General features: G+C 71.3%; 15 protein-coding genes. 11 read left to right on the forward strand and 4 right to left on the reverse strand.

Going from position 1 to position 17,547, the window contains the following annotated elements; all coding sequences use genetic code 11:
• The first annotated feature begins 31 nt into the window (after positions 1–31).
• From CUC05_RS08245 to CUC05_RS08265, 5 genes are all read left to right on the forward strand, one after another.
• Positions 32–1,315, forward strand: coding sequence for a dihydroorotase (locus CUC05_RS08245; RefSeq protein WP_108665779.1), 1,284 nt, complete (start codon positions 32–34; stop codon positions 1,313–1,315).
• The gene (gene carA / locus CUC05_RS08250) at positions 1,315–2,463 is read left to right on the forward strand and encodes a glutamine-hydrolyzing carbamoyl-phosphate synthase small subunit (RefSeq protein WP_108665605.1); all 1,149 of its coding nucleotides are present in this window, start codon (positions 1,315–1,317) and stop codon (positions 2,461–2,463) included. The genes CUC05_RS08245 and carA overlap by 1 nt, the downstream gene beginning before the upstream one ends.
• Entirely contained in the window at positions 2,463–5,795 is a 3,333-nt protein-coding gene (gene carB, locus CUC05_RS08255; RefSeq protein ID WP_108665606.1) for a carbamoyl-phosphate synthase large subunit, read from the forward strand. The genes carA and carB overlap by 1 nt, the downstream gene beginning before the upstream one ends.
• A 75-nt stretch (positions 5,796–5,870) precedes the next feature.
• Positions 5,871–6,779 carry a dihydroorotate dehydrogenase electron transfer subunit gene (locus CUC05_RS08260; protein WP_108665607.1) on the forward strand — a complete coding sequence of 303 codons (909 nt, stop codon included), beginning with the start codon at positions 5,871–5,873 and terminating at the stop codon, positions 6,777–6,779.
• Positions 6,776–7,744, forward strand: coding sequence for a dihydroorotate dehydrogenase (locus CUC05_RS08265; RefSeq protein ID WP_240606225.1), 969 nt, complete (start codon positions 6,776–6,778; stop codon positions 7,742–7,744). Before CUC05_RS08260 ends, CUC05_RS08265 begins: the two co-directional genes overlap by 4 nt.
• A gap of 36 nt (positions 7,745–7,780) precedes the next feature.
• On the opposite strand, the gene CUC05_RS08270 is transcribed toward CUC05_RS08265, so the two are convergent.
• The gene (locus CUC05_RS08270; RefSeq protein ID WP_108665608.1) at positions 7,781–7,996 is read right to left on the reverse strand and encodes an Rdx family protein; all 216 of its coding nucleotides are present in this window, start codon (positions 7,994–7,996) and stop codon (positions 7,781–7,783) included.
• A gap of 130 nt (positions 7,997–8,126) precedes the next feature.
• On the opposite strand from CUC05_RS08270, the gene CUC05_RS08275 reads away from it, so the two are divergent.
• Positions 8,127–10,337 (forward strand): hypothetical protein, encoded by a 2,211-nt coding sequence (locus CUC05_RS08275; protein WP_108665609.1) that lies wholly within the window; start codon positions 8,127–8,129, stop codon positions 10,335–10,337.
• A 343-nt stretch (positions 10,338–10,680) separates the two neighbouring features.
• Here CUC05_RS08275 and pyrF read toward each other — a convergent pair whose 3' ends face one another.
• From pyrF to CUC05_RS08290, 3 genes are all read right to left on the reverse strand, one after another.
• A complete protein-coding gene (gene pyrF / locus CUC05_RS08280) occupies positions 10,681–11,349 on the reverse strand; it encodes an orotidine-5'-phosphate decarboxylase (RefSeq protein ID WP_108665610.1) in 669 nt (222 codons plus the stop codon).
• A gap of 145 nt (positions 11,350–11,494) precedes the next feature.
• Complete coding sequence (locus tag CUC05_RS08285) at positions 11,495–13,240, reverse strand: M14 family zinc carboxypeptidase (protein WP_108665611.1); 1,746 nt, start codon at positions 13,238–13,240, stop codon at positions 11,495–11,497.
• An 80-nt stretch (positions 13,241–13,320) separates the two neighbouring features.
• Complete coding sequence (locus CUC05_RS08290) at positions 13,321–14,202, reverse strand: bifunctional helix-turn-helix transcriptional regulator/GNAT family N-acetyltransferase (RefSeq protein WP_108665612.1); 882 nt, start codon at positions 14,200–14,202, stop codon at positions 13,321–13,323.
• Positions 14,203–14,286: 84 nt separating this feature from the next.
• Between CUC05_RS08290 and pyrE the strand changes: the two genes are divergently transcribed.
• The 5 genes from pyrE (at position 14,287) to coaBC (ending at position 17,507) form a co-directional block, all read left to right on the forward strand.
• Entirely contained in the window at positions 14,287–14,817 is a 531-nt protein-coding gene (pyrE, locus tag CUC05_RS08295) for an orotate phosphoribosyltransferase (protein WP_108665613.1), read from the forward strand.
• Between the two features lie 91 nt (positions 14,818–14,908).
• Entirely contained in the window at positions 14,909–15,253 is a 345-nt protein-coding gene (mihF, locus tag CUC05_RS08300) for an integration host factor, actinobacterial type (RefSeq protein ID WP_108665614.1), read from the forward strand.
• Complete coding sequence (gmk, locus tag CUC05_RS08305) at positions 15,250–15,837, forward strand: guanylate kinase (RefSeq protein WP_170127955.1); 588 nt, start codon at positions 15,250–15,252, stop codon at positions 15,835–15,837. The genes mihF and gmk overlap by 4 nt, the downstream gene beginning before the upstream one ends.
• A 116-nt stretch (positions 15,838–15,953) precedes the next feature.
• Positions 15,954–16,295: a DNA-directed RNA polymerase subunit omega gene (gene rpoZ / locus CUC05_RS08310; protein WP_108665616.1), complete on the forward strand. Its 342-nt coding sequence runs from the start codon at positions 15,954–15,956 to the stop codon at positions 16,293–16,295.
• A 9-nt stretch (positions 16,296–16,304) separates the two neighbouring features.
• Entirely contained in the window at positions 16,305–17,507 is a 1,203-nt protein-coding gene (gene coaBC / locus CUC05_RS08315; RefSeq protein WP_108665617.1) for a bifunctional phosphopantothenoylcysteine decarboxylase/phosphopantothenate--cysteine ligase CoaBC, read from the forward strand.
• Positions 17,508–17,547: the final 40 nt, after the last annotated feature.

Here is a 17,547-nt window from a genome sequence, read left to right on the forward strand (position 1 = left end):
CAAGCGCACCTACACGTTCGCCAACTGCCAGATCGTCGACCCGGTCCGCGGCACGACCCAGACCGGCAACGTCGTCGTCGAGGGCGAGACCATCCGCTCCGTCGGCGAGGAGTCCGCCGGCCTGCGCATCGAGTGCGAGGGGCTGGTCTGCACCTCCGGCCTGGTCGACCTGTCCTCCCACCTGCGCCAGCCGGGCCGCGAGGACTCCGAGATCATCGCCACCGGCACCGCCGCCGCTGCGGCCGGGGGCTACACCGCCGTCAGCGCCATGCCGACCACCGAACCGGCCATGGACCACGCCGGCATCGTCGAGCAGGTCCTGCGCCTGGCCCGCGAGACCGGCCGCTGCGATGTCTTCCCCGTCGGCGCGATCACGAAGGGCCGTGCCGGCCACGAGCTGGCCGAGATGGGCGCCATGCACGAGGCAGGCGTGCGGACCTTCTCCGACGCCCACCACGCCGTCGTGTCCAGCCAGGTCATGCGCCGCGCCCTCATCTACGCGCGCACCTGGGACGCGATCGTCGCCAACCACCCGGAGGACACCTCCCTCACCGAGGGTGCGCAGATGCACGAGGGGGCGATGTCCTCGCGGCTGGGGCTCAAGGGCTCACCGCGGGAGGCGGAGGAGATCATCGTCGCCCGTGACCTGATCCTCGCCGAGCGGGCCGGCGCCCGGCTGCACGTGCCGCACCTGTCGACCCGCCGGGCCGTCGAGCTGGTCCGCGACGCCAAGGCCCGTGGGGTCCGCGTCACCTGCGACGTCACCCCCCACCACCTCGTCCTCGACGACTCCAACCTGGTCGACTACGACACCCGGTTCAAGGTCGTCCCGCCGCTGCGCACCCCCGACGACATCGCCGCGCTCCGCGAGGGCCTGCAGGACGGCACGATCGACGCGATCACCTCCGACCATGCCCCCCACCCGCCCGACGACAAGGACCACGAGTGGTCCTACGCGCCGGCCGGCACCGTGGGCCTGGAGACCACCCTCTCGGTCGTCCTGGCCGAGCTGGTCGACCCCGACGCCTGCCCCGACACGCGCGGCAACGGCACGCTCAGCATGGCCGAGGCCCTCGCCCTGCTGTCCTCCGGCCCGGCCCGCGCCCGCGACATCGAGGGACACGGCCGGCCCATCGCCGCTGGCGAACCCGCCAACCTGCTGCTGTTCGACCCCGGCGTCATCTGGCAGGTCGTCGGCGACGAGCTGCGCACCCGCAGCCGCAACACCGCCTTCGAGGGACACGAGGTCCGCGGCCGCGCGGTCCACACCGTCCTCCGAGGCAAGTTCACCCTGAACGATGGAAAGGTCGTCTGATGGCCACCGCTCCCACCGCAACGCTCGTCCTCGAGGACGGCACGACCTTCCGGGGCCTCGGCTTCGGCGCCGAGGGCACCGCCTTCGGTGAGGTCGTGTTCAACACCGCTCTGACCGGTTACCAGGAGATCCTCACCGATCCGTCCTACCACCGGCAGCTGGTCACCATGACCTACCCGCACATGGGCAACTACGGCATGACCCCCGAGGACGCCGAGTCCAACCGGGTCCAGGTCAGCGGGTTCATCGTCCGCGAGGCCGCCCGGATGCACTCCAACCACCGGGCCAAGGGATCGCTCGGTGACGGGCTCGCCGACGCCGGTGCGGTCGGCATCGCCGAGATCGACACCCGCCGCCTGGTCCGCCACATCCGCGAGGCCGGCGCGATGCGCGGGGTCATCTCCACGGAGATCCCCGACACCGACGAGCTGCTCCGCCGGGTCCAGGAGGCCCCCACGATGGAGGGTGCGGAGCTGGCCAGCGAGGTCTCTACCACCGAGGTCTACGAAATCGGCCCCGACGACGCCCGCTTCCGGGTCGTCGCCTACGACTTCGGCATCAAGACCAACATCGTCCGGCTGCTCAACGACGCCGGCTGCCACCTGACAGTGGTCCCCGCGGGCACGTCCGCCCAGGACGTCCTCGCCCGCGAGCCCGACGGCGTGTTCCTGTCCAACGGCCCCGGCGACCCCGCCGCGGTCAAGGCCGGCATCGCCGCCATCGCCGAGATCCTCCCCACCGGCACCCCCACCTTCGGGATCTGCCTCGGCCACCAGCTGCTGGCCAAGGCCGCCGGCGCCGACACCTACAAGCTGAAGTTCGGGCACCGCGGCGCCAACCACGCCGTGCGCAACGACGCCGGTGCGCCCGACAGCCGCGTCCCCCACCTCGCCCGCGCGGGCGAGTCGGTGGAGATCACCTCCCAGAACCACGGCTTCGCCGTCGACGCCGAGTCGCTGCCCGAGGACGGGCCGTTCGGCGCCGTCGTGCAGACCCACGTCAACCTGTCGGACTGGACCAACGAGGGGCTGGCGCTGGTCGACCTGCCCGCCTTCAGCGTCCAGTACCACCCCGAGGCCGCCCCCGGCCCGCACGACGCCCGCTACCTCTTCGGGCAGTTCACCGACCTGATGGAGCGCCACCAGTAATGCCGAAGCGCACCGACATCCAGTCCATCCTGATCCTCGGGTCCGGGCCGATCGTCATCGGCCAGGCCTGCGAGTTCGACTACTCCGGCGTGCAGGCCTGCAAGGTCCTCCGCCGCGAGGGCTACCGGGTCATCCTGGTGAACTCCAACCCGGCGACGATCATGACCGACCCGGAGTTCGCCGACGCCACCTACGTCGAGCCGCTCACGGTGGAGTTCGTGGAGAAGGTGATCGCCAAGGAGAAGCCCGACGCGATCCTCCCCACCCTCGGTGGGCAGACCGGCCTCAACGTCGCGATGGACCTGGCCAAGGCCGGGGTCCTCGAGCGGCACGACGTGGAGATGATCGGCGCCAGCATCGACGCCATCGACCTGGCGGAGGACCGCCGGTCGTTCAACACCGCGATGACCGAGATAGGCCTGGAGCAGGCTCGCGCCGGCCGCGTGTCGATCGGCCGCGACCACGACCTCTCCCAGGTCCCCGCCGCCATGGCCGAGGCGCAGAAGCTGGCCGAGGAGTTCGGCTACCCGCTGCTGGTCCGCTCCTCCTACACCCTCGGTGGTGCCGGTTCCGGCATCGTCGAGACGCCCGAGGACTTCGAGCGCATGGTCCGCGAGGGCCTCGAGGCCAGCCCCATCGGCGAGGTCCAGATCGACGAGTCGCTGCTCGGGTGGAAGGAGTACGAGCTCGAGGTCATGCGTGACCACGCCGACAACTGCGTGGTCATCTGCACCATCGAGAACCTCGACCCGATGGGCGTGCACACCGGCGACTCCATCACCGTCGCCCCCGCCCAGACCCTGTCCGACACCGAGTACCAGGTCATGCGCGACGCGGCCTTCGCCGTCATGCGCAAGGTCGGCGTCGCCACCGGCGGCTCCAACGTACAGTTCGCCGTGGACCCCACCGACGGCCGCATGGTCGTCATCGAGATGAACCCGCGCGTCAGCCGCTCCTCGGCGCTGGCGTCCAAGGCCACCGGCTTCCCGATCGCCAAGATCGCTGCCCTGCTGGCCGTCGGCTACACCCTCGACGAGATCCCCAACGACATCACCAAGTCGACGCTGGCGGCCTTCGAGCCGTCCATCGACTACGTCGTCACCAAGATCCCCCGGTTCGCCTTCGAGAAGTTCCCCGGTGCCAGCCACACCCTGGGCACCCAGATGAAGTCCGTCGGCGAGGTCATGGCCATCGGCCGGACCTTCAAGGAGTCGCTCAACAAGGCGCTCCGGTCGCTGGAGAACGGCACCATCGGGCTGACCGGCCGTGGTGGCGAGGCAGGGGAGGGGACCGGCAGCGCGCTGGACCCCACCGAGCTCGCCGACCGGGTGGCCACCCCCACCGCCGAACGGATCCACTGGGTCGACGCGGCGCTGACCCGCGGCTGGGACCCCGGCCAGGTCGCGGCGCTGTCGGGCTACGACCCCTGGTTCGTCGACCAGATCCTGCAGATCGTCGAGATGCGCCGCGAGCTGCGTGGCTCCGAGCTGCTGGCCAACGTCGACGACGACCTGCTTCGCCGCGCCAAGCGGATGGGCTTCTCCGACGCCCTGATCGCCAACGTCGTGGGTGCCGACGAGGTCGAGGTCCGCGAACGCCGCCACGAGGTCGGGATGCGGCCGGTCTTCAAGACCGTCGACACCTGCGGTGGTGAGTTCGCCGCCGAGACGCCCTACTACTACTCCACCTACGAGGAGGAGTCGGAGATCCGCCCGGCCGACAAGCCGCGCGCGATCATCCTCGGGTCGGGCCCCAACCGCATCGGGCAGGGCATCGAGTTCGACTACTGCTGCGTCCACGCCGTCTTCGCCCTGCGCGACGCCGGCTACGAGACCGTGATGGTCAACTGCAACCCCGAGACGGTCTCCACCGACTACGACACCGCCGACCGGCTGTACTTCGAGCCGTTGACGCTGGAGGACGTGCTGGAGATCGCCCACGCCGAGGGTGCGGTCCCGCGGGTCGGCCCCTCCGTGGCCATCGACGAGCACGGCGTCGCCGGCGTGCTGGTGCAGTTCGGCGGGCAGACACCGCTGAAGATCGCCGGGGCGCTCGAGGCCGAGGGCGTGCCGATCATGGGCACCAAGCCGGCCGCCATCGACCTGGCCGAGGACCGTGGCCGGTTCAACGCCATCCTCGAACGGCTCGGCATCAGCCAGCCGCCGGGTGCGGTCGCCCAGTCCGTCGAGCACGCCCTCGGCATCGCCGAGCGGATCGGCTTCCCCGTCCTGGTCCGCCCCTCCTACGTGCTGGGTGGTCGGGCGATGGAGATCGTCTACACCCCCGAGCAGATGACGGAGTGGCTGGACAAGAACGCCGGCGAGGGTGAGGTCCTCGTCGACCGGTTCTTCGAGAACGCCACCGAGGTCGACGTCGACGCGGTCTTCGACGGGACCGACGCCTTCGTCGGCGGCGTCATGGAGCACATCGAGGAGGCCGGCATCCACTCCGGCGACTCGGCGTGCGTCGTCCCGCCGCTCACCCTCGGCAAGGAGACCCAGGGCAAGCTGAAGGCCCACGCGGCCGCCATCGCCGAGGCGCTGGGCACCCGTGGCCTGATCAACATCCAGTTCGCCGTCCGCGACTCCGAGATCGTCGTGATCGAGGCCAACCCGCGCGCCTCCCGGACGATCCCGTTCATCTCCAAGGCCACCGGCGTGCCGCTGGCCAAGGTCGCCGCCACCGTCATGTCGGGCGCCAAGCTGGCCGACCTGGACCTCGGTCCCGACGCTGTCGACGGGCCGACGCTGCCGTTCAACGCCGTGAAGGAGGCCGTGCTGCCGTTCAACCGGTTCCCGGGCGTCGACACACGGCTCGGTCCGGAGATGCGCTCCACCGGTGAGGTCATGGGCATCGACCCCGACTTCGGCGTGGCGTTCGCCAAGTCCCAGGCAGGCACCGGCGCGATGATCCTCCCGCTGAAGGGCCGGGTGTTCTGCTCGCTGGCCAACCGCGACAAGCGGGCCATGATCTTCCCGGTCAAGCGGCTGGCGCAGCTCGGCTTCGAGATCGTCGCCACGGCCGGGACCGCGGAGACGCTGCAGCGCGCGGGCGTCGACGCGGAGATCATCGGCAAGTTCAGCGAGGGCGGCCCGTCGGTCGTCAACCGCATCGAGGACGGCGAGATCGACCTCGTGCTGAACACCCCGACCGGCATCGGCGCCCGCGCCGACGGCTACGAGATCCGCACGGCAGCGGTCAGCCACGGCATCCCGTGCATCACGACCCTGCCCGGCATCCTCGCCGCCATCCAGGGCATCGAGGCGCTGCGGCAGTCCGACGGCGACGTGCGGTCGCTGCAGGACTACCACCGCGAGCTGGCCGAACGCTGAGGTGCGGGTCGGTCGGGTGGACGTCGGACCGACCCGGTCGGCGCGACCGACGCCGGTACCATCACCAGCCAACCGATGAGCACCTTCGTATCCAGCAAGGGCAACGGCCCGCCGTTCCAGGGCCGATCCAGCGGCCCCATCAGGGCCCGCTGCGAGGTCCTGCAGTACCGCAAGATCGGCAAGTACCACTCGATCACGTTCGTCTCCCCCGAGATGGCCGATCGGGCAGAGCCCGGCATGTTCGTGACCATCGGGGTGGAGGGGCACTCCACGGTGCTCCGCCGGCCGTTCGCGATCTACCAGGTCAGCCGCCACGGTCCCTGGGCCGGCACCGTCGAGATCGTCTTCGACGTCGTCGGCGAGGGCACCCGCTGGCTGGCCTCGCGCGTCAAGCACGACACCGTCGACCTGGTCGGCCCCCTCGGCACCCCGTTCCCGCTGCCCAAGCAGAACGTCGGCTGCCTGCTCGTCGGCCAGGGATACGGGGCCGCCCCGCTCCTGTACCTCGCCGGGGTCCTGCAGCAGCGGGGCTTCCGCGCCGACATGATCATCGGGGCCAAGGACGCCGACGGCATCTTCAACGCCATCGAGGCCAAGCGCCTGTCCGCCACCACCATCCTCGTGACCGAGGACGGGTCGCTGGGGGAGGAGGGCAACATCCTCGACGTGATGGACCGCCACCTGGACCTCGGCCGGACCGGGCTGATCTACGCCTCCGGGCCGATGCCGCTGCTGCGGGACGTGTCGGAGCTGGCCGCCAGCCGCGGCGTGCCCATCCGGGTTGCCGTCGAGGAGGCCATGGCCTGCGGCACCGGCGTCTGCTGGACCTGCGTGATGCCCGTCGAGCGAAAGGGTGCGGTCTACAACCTGCGGTCGTGCATCGAGGGACCGGTCTTCAACGGCGCCAAGGTCCAGTGGGACGCCATCGGTGCGCTGCCTGTCCACGACATCCCCGAGCCGCTGCCCGAGGAGGACGAGGCGTGAGCACCGTCCCGTCGTCCCGCAAGCCCCGCTCGGTCACCGTCACCCCCGCCGAGGTGGACCTCCGCGTCCAGCTCGACGACATGATCCTGCGCAACCCGATCCTGGCGGCCAGCGGCACGTTCGCGTCCGGGCAGGAGATCAACCGGTTCTTCGACGTGAACCGCCTGGGTGCGGTGGTCATCAAGTCCATCACGATGGAACCCCGTCCGGGCCTGCCGACACCGCGCATGGCCGAGACCGCCAGCGGCATGCTCAACGCCATCGGCCTGCAGAACGCCGGGGTGGAGCGGTGGCTGTCGCTGGACTACCCGTGGCTGGTCCACCACGGCGTGCCGATCATCGCCTCCATCGCGGGGCGGACCGTCCACGAGTACCGGCAGGTCGCCGAGAAGCTGCGTGGCCTTGAGGGGATCGTGGCCATCGAGGCCAACATCTCCTCGCCCAACGCCGAAGCGGGCGGCGGACTGTTCGCCTCCCACCCCTCCACCGCCGCCGAGGTCGTCTCGACGATCATGCGCGTGGCCACCGTGCCGGTCTTCGCCAAGCTGACCCCCGACGTCACCGACATCGTGACCATCGCCCACGCCGCCGCCGAGGCCGGCGCCTCCGGCGTGTCGGTCATCAACACGGTGCTCGGCATGGCCATCGACGTCGAGACCCGCCAGCCCAAGCTCGCCGCCGGCATGGGTGGCCTGTCGGGCCCGGCGATCAAGCCGATCGCCATCCGCGCGGTGCACCAGATCCACTCCGTCATGCCCGACCTGCCGATCATCGGCATGGGCGGTGCGGCGACGGTCGAGGACGTCGTGGAGTTCATGCTCGCCGGCGCCAGCGCCGTCGCCATCGGCACCGCCACCTTCGCCAACCCCATGGCGTCGATGGAGATCGTCGAGGGCCTTCCGCACTGGCTGGCCGAACGCGGCATCCGCCACGCCCGCTCCCTCATCGGCGGCGTGCGCATCTGACGGGTGCCGCTGCGAGGTGACCCGGTGAGCGGGCCCTCAGCCCTCGAGCACCGGCGGACCGATGACCGACTCGATGATCGCCCTGACCTCGCCGGGTTCGGCGTGGCGTCCGGTGGCGTGCTTGGAGTAGACGAGATCACCGTCCAGCGTCACGTCGAACACGCCCTTGTCGCCGGGGATCAAGCGGACGTCGGCGAACAGCGGCGCCCAGCCCTCCAACACCTCTGCCGTCAGACCGACGGCGCGTGGGATGTAGTTTCAGGGAACGCAGAACTCGATGAGCAGTTCGTGACGGGGGTCGAGCATGCCCGCAGTGTAGGGGCCGGTCGCTGGGGGTCCGCCGGTGCAGGAACGGGCGGGGCGGACGTCGAACTCCTCCACCATGAGCCGAACCCTGCGAGTCCTCCTCGTCGTGCTGTCGTTGCTGACCGCCGCGTTGCCCGCCACCGCCCTGCCCGCCCCCGTGGCGGTCGACGGGCCCGTCGCCGACGTCGCGGGTGCAGCAGGGCTCGGGGTCTGTGACGACTCCGACGGCCGCCACTGCCTGCTGCCGTTCCCCAACGACCACTTCACCGTCGAGGACCGCTCGATGGTCACCGGTCAGCGGGTCGACCTGTCGATCCTTGCCATGCCGCAGAACGTGGCCGGCAAGCCGATCGACCCGACGGAGTACAACCGCAACGACGGCTTCTCGCCCGGCCAGCCAGCCGTGACGTTCGTGCCCGGCCTGGACCTGGCCGCCACGTGGCGGGCCGTCCTGGGTGACGACGCGGCCGCCACGACCGTCGACGATCCCGCCCGGTCGCTGCACGTTGACGCGCCGATCGTCGTCATCGACGCCGACACCGGCGAGCGGCACCCGTTCTTCGACGAGCTGGACCACAACGCCCACACCGGCGAGGACGAGCGCAGCCTGATCATCCGCCCGGCGATCAACTACACCGAGGGTCACCGCTACGTGATCGGCCTGCGGAACCTCCGCGACGACTCGGGGGCACCGCTGCCGGCCGGGGATGCGTTCGCCAGCTACCTGGCAGGGGAGGGGGCGCAGGCCGACAAGCAGGCACACCTGTCCAGCGACGTGCTGCCGGTGCTCGAGGCGGCCGGGGTCGACACCGACGAGCTGTACCTCGCGTGGGACTTCACCGTGGCGTCGTGGCAGAACCTTGCCGGCCGGATGCTGCACATCCGCGACGAGGCGTTCGCCCAGCTGGGCGACTTCGACCTCGAGGACCTGCAGGTCGAGGGGGTCGCACCGACGTTCACCATCGACTACGTCGACACGGCTGACGGCAACTCCGACCGGGTCGTGCACGGTGCGGTGACGGTGCCGAACTTCCTCCAGCTGCCGCAGGACCCGGTCGACCCGGGCCGCATGGACCGCGATGGCCACGACGTCCCGATGCAGCAGGTGCCGGGCAGCCGGTTCGTGTACCTCGACGGTGACGACCTGCCCGACATCAACCCGGTCGCGCCGACGATGCAGATCCCGTTCGTGTGCGCCATCCCGACCACTGCGGTCGGCGAGGACGGGCTGGTCACCGACCCGGCGCGGATGGCGCTGTACGGCCACGGCCTGCTCGGCCAGCGGATCGAGGGGGCCTACTGGTCCGGCGGTCGCCACATGCTCAGCCACCAGAACACGATGAACTGCGGCGTCGACTGGATCGGCATGGCCCAGGAGGACCTGGCCAACGTCGCGATGATCCTGTCGGACGGCTCGAACATGGGCAGCCTCGCCGACCGCGGCCAGCAGGGGTTCCTCGGCTTCATGATGGTCGGCCGGGCCATGCTGCACCCCGACGGGTTCGCGACCGACCCGGCGTTCCAGGACGCCGCCGGCCAGCCGCTGATGGACACCTCCGTCCTGACCTACGACGGCAACAGCCAGGGCGCGATCATGGGTGGTGCGCTGACGGCCGTCGCGCCGGACTTCACCAACGCCGTGCTGGGCGTGCCCGGCATGAACTACTCCACGCTGCTGAACCGGTCGGTGGACTGGGAGGGCGAGCTGTTCGACCCGGGGGAGCCCGGCCTGCCCGCCTACTCCCAGGTGATGTACCAGTCGTATCCGGACGCCGTGGAGCAGCAGATCGTCTTCTCCCTCATCCAGATGTTGTGGGACCGCTCGGAATCCAACGGCTACGCCCACCACATGACCGACAACCCCTACCCCAACACCCCCGCCCACCGGGTGCTGCTGCACGTCGCCTACGGTGACTTCCAGGTCGCCAACCTCGCGGCGGAGGTGCAGGCCCGCACCGTCGGGGCGGCGGTGCTGGAGACGGCGCTTGCCGACGGCCGGCACTGGGCGCGCGACCCGTTCTTCGGGCTGGAGACGTTCGAGGGGTCCCACGAGGGGTCGGCGCTCGTCTACATGGACTCGGGCAACCTGGTCCCGCCGAGCGGCAACGTCCCCCCTGCCCACGAGGGCTCCGACCCCCACGGCCACCCCCGCAACGACGTCCCCGGCGGCGAGCAGAAGGCCACGTTCCTCGACACCGGCGTCGTGGTCGACACCCGCGACGGCGCCGCGTGGTGGACCGACCGCTGCCCCGCCCAGACTGCCGTGCCGGTCGCCTGCGGCTCGTAGCGCCGGCCGTCCACCCGCCCGGCCGCTGACTCCCTCCTGCCGCGCGGGCTCCCCCCGTGCGGCAGCCCACCCGTGCGGCAGCCCACCCGTGCGGCCACCCGTGACGGATCTTGACCCACTTGGGCGGCACCAACCGCCCGTCTGGGGATCAATCCGTCGTCGGGGTCAACGCTGACCAGCGGATTCGCGACACGAGCCGCCGAGGGTGGGGACTATTCCGCCACAGCGTGGGGACGATTCCATCAGCGGGGAGCGTCAGGCGTCGGCGGCCGCGCGGCCGCGCGGCCGGGCGTCGGGCGTCCGGCGTCGGCGGCCGGGCGTCGGGCGGAGCCGGGGGAGGGGACTAGAGGGAGGCGACGATGTCGCGGGCGGCCTCGGCGGGGTCGGTGGCGCGGGTGATCGGGCGGCCGACGACGAGGTGGCTGGCACCGGCGGCAAGAGCCTCGGCGGGGGTGGCCACGCGGGCCTGGTCGTCGGTGGCCGATCCGGCCGGGCGGATGCCGGGGACGACGACGAGCGGGTCGATGCCGATGGCGCCACGGACGGCCTCGACCTCGGAGGGGGCACACACGATCCCGGCGGCACCGGCGTCGATGGCCAGCTTGGCAAGGCGGGGGACCTGCTCGTCGACCGGGCGCTGCCCGACGGCGGTCATGTCGTCATCGTCAAGAGAGGTCAGGACGGTCACCGCGAGGATGGCCACGTCAGGGGCGGCCTTGGCGGCGGCCTCGATCATCCGGGGGCCGCCGCTGGCGTGCACGGTCAGCATCGTCACACCCAGGTCGGCGACCGCGCCGGCGGCACCGGCGACGGTGTTGGGGATGTCGTGCAGCTTGAGGTCGAGGAAGACCGGCCCGCGTTCGACGACGGCACGGACGAGGGAGGGGCCGCTGGCCGTGAACGCCTGGAGGCCGACCTTCAACAGTCCGCACTCGGGGGCCAGCTGGTCGGCCCAGGCCACGACCCGGTCGGCGTCGGCGCTGTCCAGCGCGGCGATCAGGGGGTTGCTCACGGGGTTCCTCCGGGGGTCGTTGGAGGCCACCACCGCCTGTGGCGACCCCGCCAACGATACGCCCGACGCGGATGCCCCGACCCCGGACCACCGGCCGGGTCGCGTGCGCCGACGATCGAGGCCCCGCCCCGCGCAGCCCCTTGGGTCAGATCACCTGCAGGTCCCCGAGGTCGAGGTGTTCCCCACGTCCCAGCACCAAGTGGCGGACCGTCCCGCCGGCTGCCGAGGACACCGCCAGCTCGACGGACTCCGTTGCCCCGGCCTGCTGCACGTGGGGGCGCGTCGACGGGTTGACGTGCCACTCGAAGGTGCCGTCCGCTGCGGTCGCCATCGACGCCTCGAAGACCTCCTCGTGCGTCGTCCGTCCACCGGGGGCGTTGCCGTCGCCGAACAACCACAGCGGTGACCCGTATCGCTTGCGGGTCGTCAGCGTCGCCTGCACGCCGTTGCCGTCAGCGTCGACGATCCGTCCGGCCACCACGGCATGCAGGTCGCTGTCCACACACGTGCGCTCCGCCAGCAGCAGGAACGCGTCGCGGTTCGTCGCGTACAACGCAGGGACGGTCGAGGCGTAGTCGGGGTGGAACGACGAGGCGTTCTCGAACAGGAAGCAGAGCGTCGAGGTCGAGCCGTAGAAGTGATCGGGCGTCGTCCCCTCCGACGTGTTGAACTTCCGTGCCCGGTAGCCGTTGATCGCGCTCATCGCCTCGGCCAGCGCGAGGAACGTGTCGGCATCCGGGGCCTCGCCCATCTCGTTGGCCCACGGCCAGATGATCTCCACCGCGCCCGTGTGATGGGACAGGGCGCCGGTGACGTGCCGGGTCGTCATCAGCCAAGCGATGTTGCGCGACTCCGGCTCGCTGAAGGGCGCATCCCCGCGGTGCGACTGGGAGTGCACGTCGTTCGCCGAGCTGCCGGGCCGGCCCCAGGTGCAGGCGTAGTTGCGGTTGGGGTCCACCCCGTAGGCGTCGCTGCCGCGCAGCGGCTCGGGGTACTCGCTGTGCCCGCTGTCCAGCAGCAGGCCGTCGCCGGCGAAGTAGTCGGTGAAGGAGCGGCGGTTCTTGCGCCAGTACGCGCCCCGTCCGCCGAGCGCGATCGACTCCGCGGTGCCGCCCGGTGTCTCCGCGACCGCCGATCGGGAGTGGTGGTATCCGTCGGGGTTGACGACCGGGACGACGATCGTGCGGACACGATCCACGATGCGGGTGACCCTGGCATCGGTGCCGTCGGACTCCAGCAGGTCGTGGGCGAACATGATGGCCAGCTCACCGGCCGGCCACTCCCGTGCATGGTGGAGCCCGTCGACGTGGAACGTGGGCCGCCCGTCGTTGGGGGCGTGCACGTTGCGGGCGATCTCCAGCCCCAGGACCGTCCGACCCTCGAACGTGATGAAGGGCAGCTCGACCAGCCGGGCGGTCGTCGGGTGCTCGGCCGCCAGGCGCCGCAGGTCGTCCTCGTGGGCCGCGACCGTGCGGTAGCCATCGACCTCGCCGGGCTGGATCGGCAACGCCACCGGGCGACCGGATGCCGACGCCCGCGCCATCGCGTCGGTGAGAGCCAGGTCGTCGTCGGTCAGCTCGACCTTGAGGTCCAGGGCCACCAGCCGATCGAGGTCGCCGGGCCACAGGACCACCTCGACGGATCCGTCCTCGAAGACCCGATGGGTGGTGTCGAAACGGGTCGGACCTCCCTCACCGAACCACACCCGCGCCAGCTGCAGGGGGCCGCCGTCCGTGCGTCCCGGAACCGATGCCGAACCCGCCGTCGGGGATGCGGCGGACGCCGAGCGCTGGGCACCGAGCGGCAGGGCGGCACCAGCAGCGGCGACGCCCGCACGACCGAGGAGGGACCGTCTGGAGAGGGGAGTGCTGGAGAGGGGAGTGGAGGTCATCGCCGCCCCATTCGCCGCCGACCGACCCCGTTCCTGCACCGGTCGGCCACCCCGGTCGCCGCCCCGCCCGACGCACGCCGTCAGCGCAGGTGCTTCTCGAAGAACCGCTCGGCGTGGGGGTTGTCGTTGTAGCGCTCGATGGCGGTGTAGCCGGCCGACTCGTACATGGCGATGGCCTGGGTGAGGGCGCTGTTGGTGTCCAGCCGCACGACGTCGTGGCCGAGGCGCCGCACCCACTCCTCCAGGTGGTCCAGCAGCCGACGGCCCATCCCCGTCCCGCGGACCGCGGGGGACACCCACATCCGCTTGACCTCGCCGACGCCGTCACCGAGCGGGCGCACGCCGCCGCAGCCGACGACATCCCCGTCGCTGCGGACCAGCACGAAGACCCCGTCGGGACGCCGCATCGTCTCCGCCCCGTCGCTCGCCGATCCGAGGGCTGCCCCGCCCCCGACCCCACGGTCCGCGATCTCGGCGAGGTACCGCTCCACGGCGACGAGCGCCTCCTCCGACAACGGATCGGCCACGACGAACTCCGCCGTGGCAGCCCGCAGCAGGCGCTCGGCGGTCCCCAGGGCCTCGCGCAGCCGGTCGCGCTGGGCCGGACCGAGCGGGGCCAGTAGGCCGGCGGCCAGCTCGTCGGAGCGCCGGTCCAGCTCCTCCCACTCCTCCACACCTGCAGCCGTCAGCTCGACCCGACGACGACGGCCGTCCGCCGGATCAGCCATCACGGTCACCAACCGGGCGTCCTCCAGGCTCCGCAGCAGCCGGCTGAGGTACCCCGAGTCCAGCGACAACCGCTCGCGCAGCGCCAGCACCGTCGCCCCGTCGAGCCCCACCTCGAACAGCAGGCGCGACTCGGCCAGCGGCCGCCCACGTCCGAGGAACCGGTCCTCCAGCACCCCGATGTGCTGGGTGTACCGCCGGTTGAAGGCCCGAAGCACGGCCACGTCGTCGCTCATGTTGTCTGACTCTAGTCAGACAACCGCTCGCCGGCCATCCTCGACGGGCGATCCGTGGCTGCATCCCGTAGGCTGCCTGCCCCCATGGAACGCCACGACCTCGCCCGCGCCATCTTCGACGCCGCCCACCTGACCGGGGAGTTCGTCCTCCGGTCGGGCGCCACCTCCAACGAGTACTTCGACAAGTACCTGTTCGAGGCCGACCCGGTGCTGCTGCGCGAGATCGCCGAGCACCTCGCCCCCTCCATCCCCGAGGGCACCGAGGTGCTGGCCGGCCTCGAGCTCGGTGGCGTCCCGATCGCCGTGGCGCTCAGCCAGGTCACCGGCCTGCCCACCCTCTTCGTCCGCAAGGAAGCCAAGTCCTACGGCACCGCCAAGCTGGCCGAGGGCGGGACGATCGGCGGACGGCGCATCACCGTCGTCGAGGACGTCGTGACCTCGGGTGGGCAGGTCATCCTCTCCTGCGCTGACCTGCGGGAACGCGGGGCGGACATCCTCGGGGTGCTCTGCGTCATCGACCGGCAGGCCGGCGGCCCCGAGAAGCTGGCCGAGCATGACCTGGCCCTCTCGCCGCTGTTCACCATGGACGAGCTCAAGGCGTCCCAGCAGGCCTGAGCCGAAAGTTCACCACCCGTTGACGGGGGCGGGGTGGCGCCGACTAGGATCCGGCTGCCTCCCTCCACGAGCGACACACGAAAGCATCACGATGGCGGTACCCGAGCTGAGTGACGACGCCCGACGCGCGGCGCTGGAGAAAGCCGCCGCGGCGCGGAGGGTTCGCGCGGCGCTCAAGCAGCAGCTGCGCGACGGCGAGCTGACCCTCGAGGAGGTCGTCCGGCGAGGCCGCGACCCCCGGACCGAGGAGGACATCGTCCTGTCCAAGACCAAGGTCTCGGCCGTGCTGGAGTCGATCCCGCGGATCGGCAAGAAGACGGCCCGGCGGACGATGGAGCTGCTGGACATCTCCGAGTCCCGCCGGCTCCGTGGGCTCGGGGACAAGCAGACCGAGCGGCTGCTCGAGGCATTCGACGGGAAGCGTCCGACGTTTTGAACGAGCAGGCACAGGCCCCCGGAACCCTGCTGGTCGTCAGCGGTCCGGGCGGGGTCGGCAAGGGCACGGTCGTCTCGGCGCTGCGGGAACGTCACGACGAGATCGAGGTGTCGCTGTCGGCGACCACCCGTCGGATGCGCCCGGGGGAGGAGGACGGCGTCCACTACCGCTTCGTCTCGCCCACCGAGTTCCGTCGGATGATCGACGACGGCGAGTTCCTGGAGTGGGCGGAGTTCAACGGCCACTTCTACGGCACGCCGTGGTCCTCCGTCACCGACCGGCTCGCCGAGGGTGCGACGCTGGTCCTCGAGATCGACGTGCAGGGCGCCCGGCAGGTCCGGCAGCGCCAGCACGACGTCGGCGACATCGCCGCGACGCTGGTGTTCCTCGAGCCGCCCAGCTGGGAGGACCTCGAACGACGGCTCCGCCACCGCGGCTCGGAGGACGAGACGTCCATCGAGCAGCGCCTGGCCATCGGGCGGGAGGAGATGGCGCAGGCCGACGACTTCGACCACCGGGTGGTCAACGACCGGGTGGACGCGGCAGTCAAGGCCCTGGAACGTATACTGGCCATTCAACGTTGACCGACGGCCGTTCGCCGTGCCGTCAGGTCCACGGCAGGCGGCAGCCCGAACTCGCGGCGCTGGACCGCCCTCGACGACCTCTCCCGCACCTCGACATCCTCAGGGGCACTGACGCCATGGCCACTATCGACGACCTCCTCGCCCGCGTGGACTCCAAGTACACGCTGGTGCACCTCGCGGCCGTGCGCGCCCGCGAGATCAACAACTACTACCACTCCCTGGGTGAGGGCATCGGGCAGTACGTCCGTCCCCTCGTCGAGCAGGTGGACTCCAACAAGCCGCTGTCGATCGCCATGGAGGAGATCGCCGCCGACAAGATCGTCGTGCAGCGTCCCGACGAGGCACGCGCCCGTGCGGCCGAGGCCCTCGCGGCCGACGAGGACGGCGAGGTCGTCACCCTGCCGCAGGGCGAGGACGCCATCATCGACGACGCCGACGACGCGCCGACCGAGATCTAGCGCTCGACCATGGACACCGCGCTCGAGGGGTTGCGGGTCCTGCTCGGGGTGTCCGGCGGGGTCGCGGCCTACAAGGCCGCCTCGCTGGCCCGTGGGCTGAAGAAGGCCGGTGCCGAGGTCCAGGTCATCATGACCGGCGGCGCCACCCGGTTCGTCCAGCCCGACCAGTTCGCGGCGCTCACCGGACGTCCTGCCCACACCGACACCTTCACCGACGTGCACCGCATCGTGCACGTGGAGGTGGCCCGGTGGGCCGACGTGGCGATCATCGCCCCGGCCACGACCAACGTCATCGCCAAGTTCGCCGCGGGCATCGCCGATGACCTGGTCACCTCGGCCTTCACCTGCCTGACGATCCCGACGATCGTCGCGCCGGCGATGCACACCGAGATGTGGCAGCACGCCGCCACGCAGGCGGCCGTCGCCACGCTCGCCGAACGCGGGACGATCATCGTCGGCCCCGGCGAGGGCGAGCTGGCCGGCGGTGACGTCGGCCCGGGCCGCCTCGTCGACGAGGACGTCCTGCTGGACGCCGTCGCCCGCGCAGCCGGGCGGCTGGACAGCCCCCTCAGCGGGCGGACCGTGCTGGTCACCGCCGGCGGCACCCGCGAGGCCATCGACCCCGTGCGCTTCCTCGGCAACCGCTCCAGCGGGAAGATGGGCCACGCCATCGCTGCCGAGGCAGCAGCGCTGGGCGCCAAGGTCGTGCTGGTCACCACCTCGACCCTGCCGGTCCCGCCGGGGGTCGAGGCCGTGCCCGTGGAGTCCGCGCTGGACATGCACGACGCCGTCATGGCCCGGGCCGACCTGGCCGACGTCATCGTCAAGGCTGCTGCGGTCGCCGACTTCCGTCCCGTGGCCCGCGCCGAGCACAAGATCAAGAAGGCCGACGGCACCCCGACCATCGAGCTGGTGCCCAACCCCGACATCCTGGCCGAGCTCGGTGCCCGCGACGACCTGCGCGCGGTGCTGGTCGGCTTCGCCGCGGAGACCACCGACGTGGAGGCCCACGGCCGCGACAAGCTGCGGCGCAAGGGCGCGGACCTGATCGTCATCAACGACGTCAGCCAGGCCGACGCCGGGTTCGCGGTCGACACCAACCGTGCCGTGATCCTCGCCGCCGACGGCATGCGCCGCGACGTGGCGCTGACCAGCAAGCGCGAGCTGGCCGCCATCCTGCTGGCCGAGGCCGCCAACCGCCTGCCTGCCTGAGTCGGGCCCGGGCCGAACCGCCGGAGCCGCTGCACGGCCA

The organism is Euzebya rosea (genome assembly GCF_003073135.1).
Classification (GTDB): domain Bacteria; phylum Actinomycetota; class Nitriliruptoria; order Euzebyales; family Euzebyaceae; genus Euzebya; species Euzebya rosea.

Bases quoted from the DNA above. Each gene is read 5' to 3' on its own strand.
- CUC05_RS08285 (WP_108665611.1), bottom strand. From the start codon at position 13,240: ATGACCTCCACTCCCCTCTCCAGCACTCCCCTCTCCAGACGGTCCCTC.
- coaBC (WP_108665617.1), top strand. From the start codon at position 16,305: ATGGACACCGCGCTCGAGGGGTTGCGGGTCCTGCTCGGGGTGTCCGGC.
- CUC05_RS08260 (WP_108665607.1), top strand. From the start codon at position 5,871: ATGAGCACCTTCGTATCCAGCAAGGGCAACGGCCCGCCGTTCCAGGGC.
- CUC05_RS08290 (WP_108665612.1), bottom strand. From the start codon at position 14,202: ATGAGCGACGACGTGGCCGTGCTTCGGGCCTTCAACCGGCGGTACACC.
- pyrE (WP_108665613.1), top strand. From the start codon at position 14,287: ATGGAACGCCACGACCTCGCCCGCGCCATCTTCGACGCCGCCCACCTG.
- mihF (WP_108665614.1), top strand. From the start codon at position 14,909: ATGGCGGTACCCGAGCTGAGTGACGACGCCCGACGCGCGGCGCTGGAG.
- CUC05_RS08275 (WP_108665609.1), top strand. From the start codon at position 8,127: ATGAGCCGAACCCTGCGAGTCCTCCTCGTCGTGCTGTCGTTGCTGACC.
- rpoZ (WP_108665616.1), top strand. From the start codon at position 15,954: ATGGCCACTATCGACGACCTCCTCGCCCGCGTGGACTCCAAGTACACG.
- carA (WP_108665605.1), top strand. From the start codon at position 1,315: ATGGCCACCGCTCCCACCGCAACGCTCGTCCTCGAGGACGGCACGACC.
- carB (WP_108665606.1), top strand. From the start codon at position 2,463: ATGCCGAAGCGCACCGACATCCAGTCCATCCTGATCCTCGGGTCCGGG.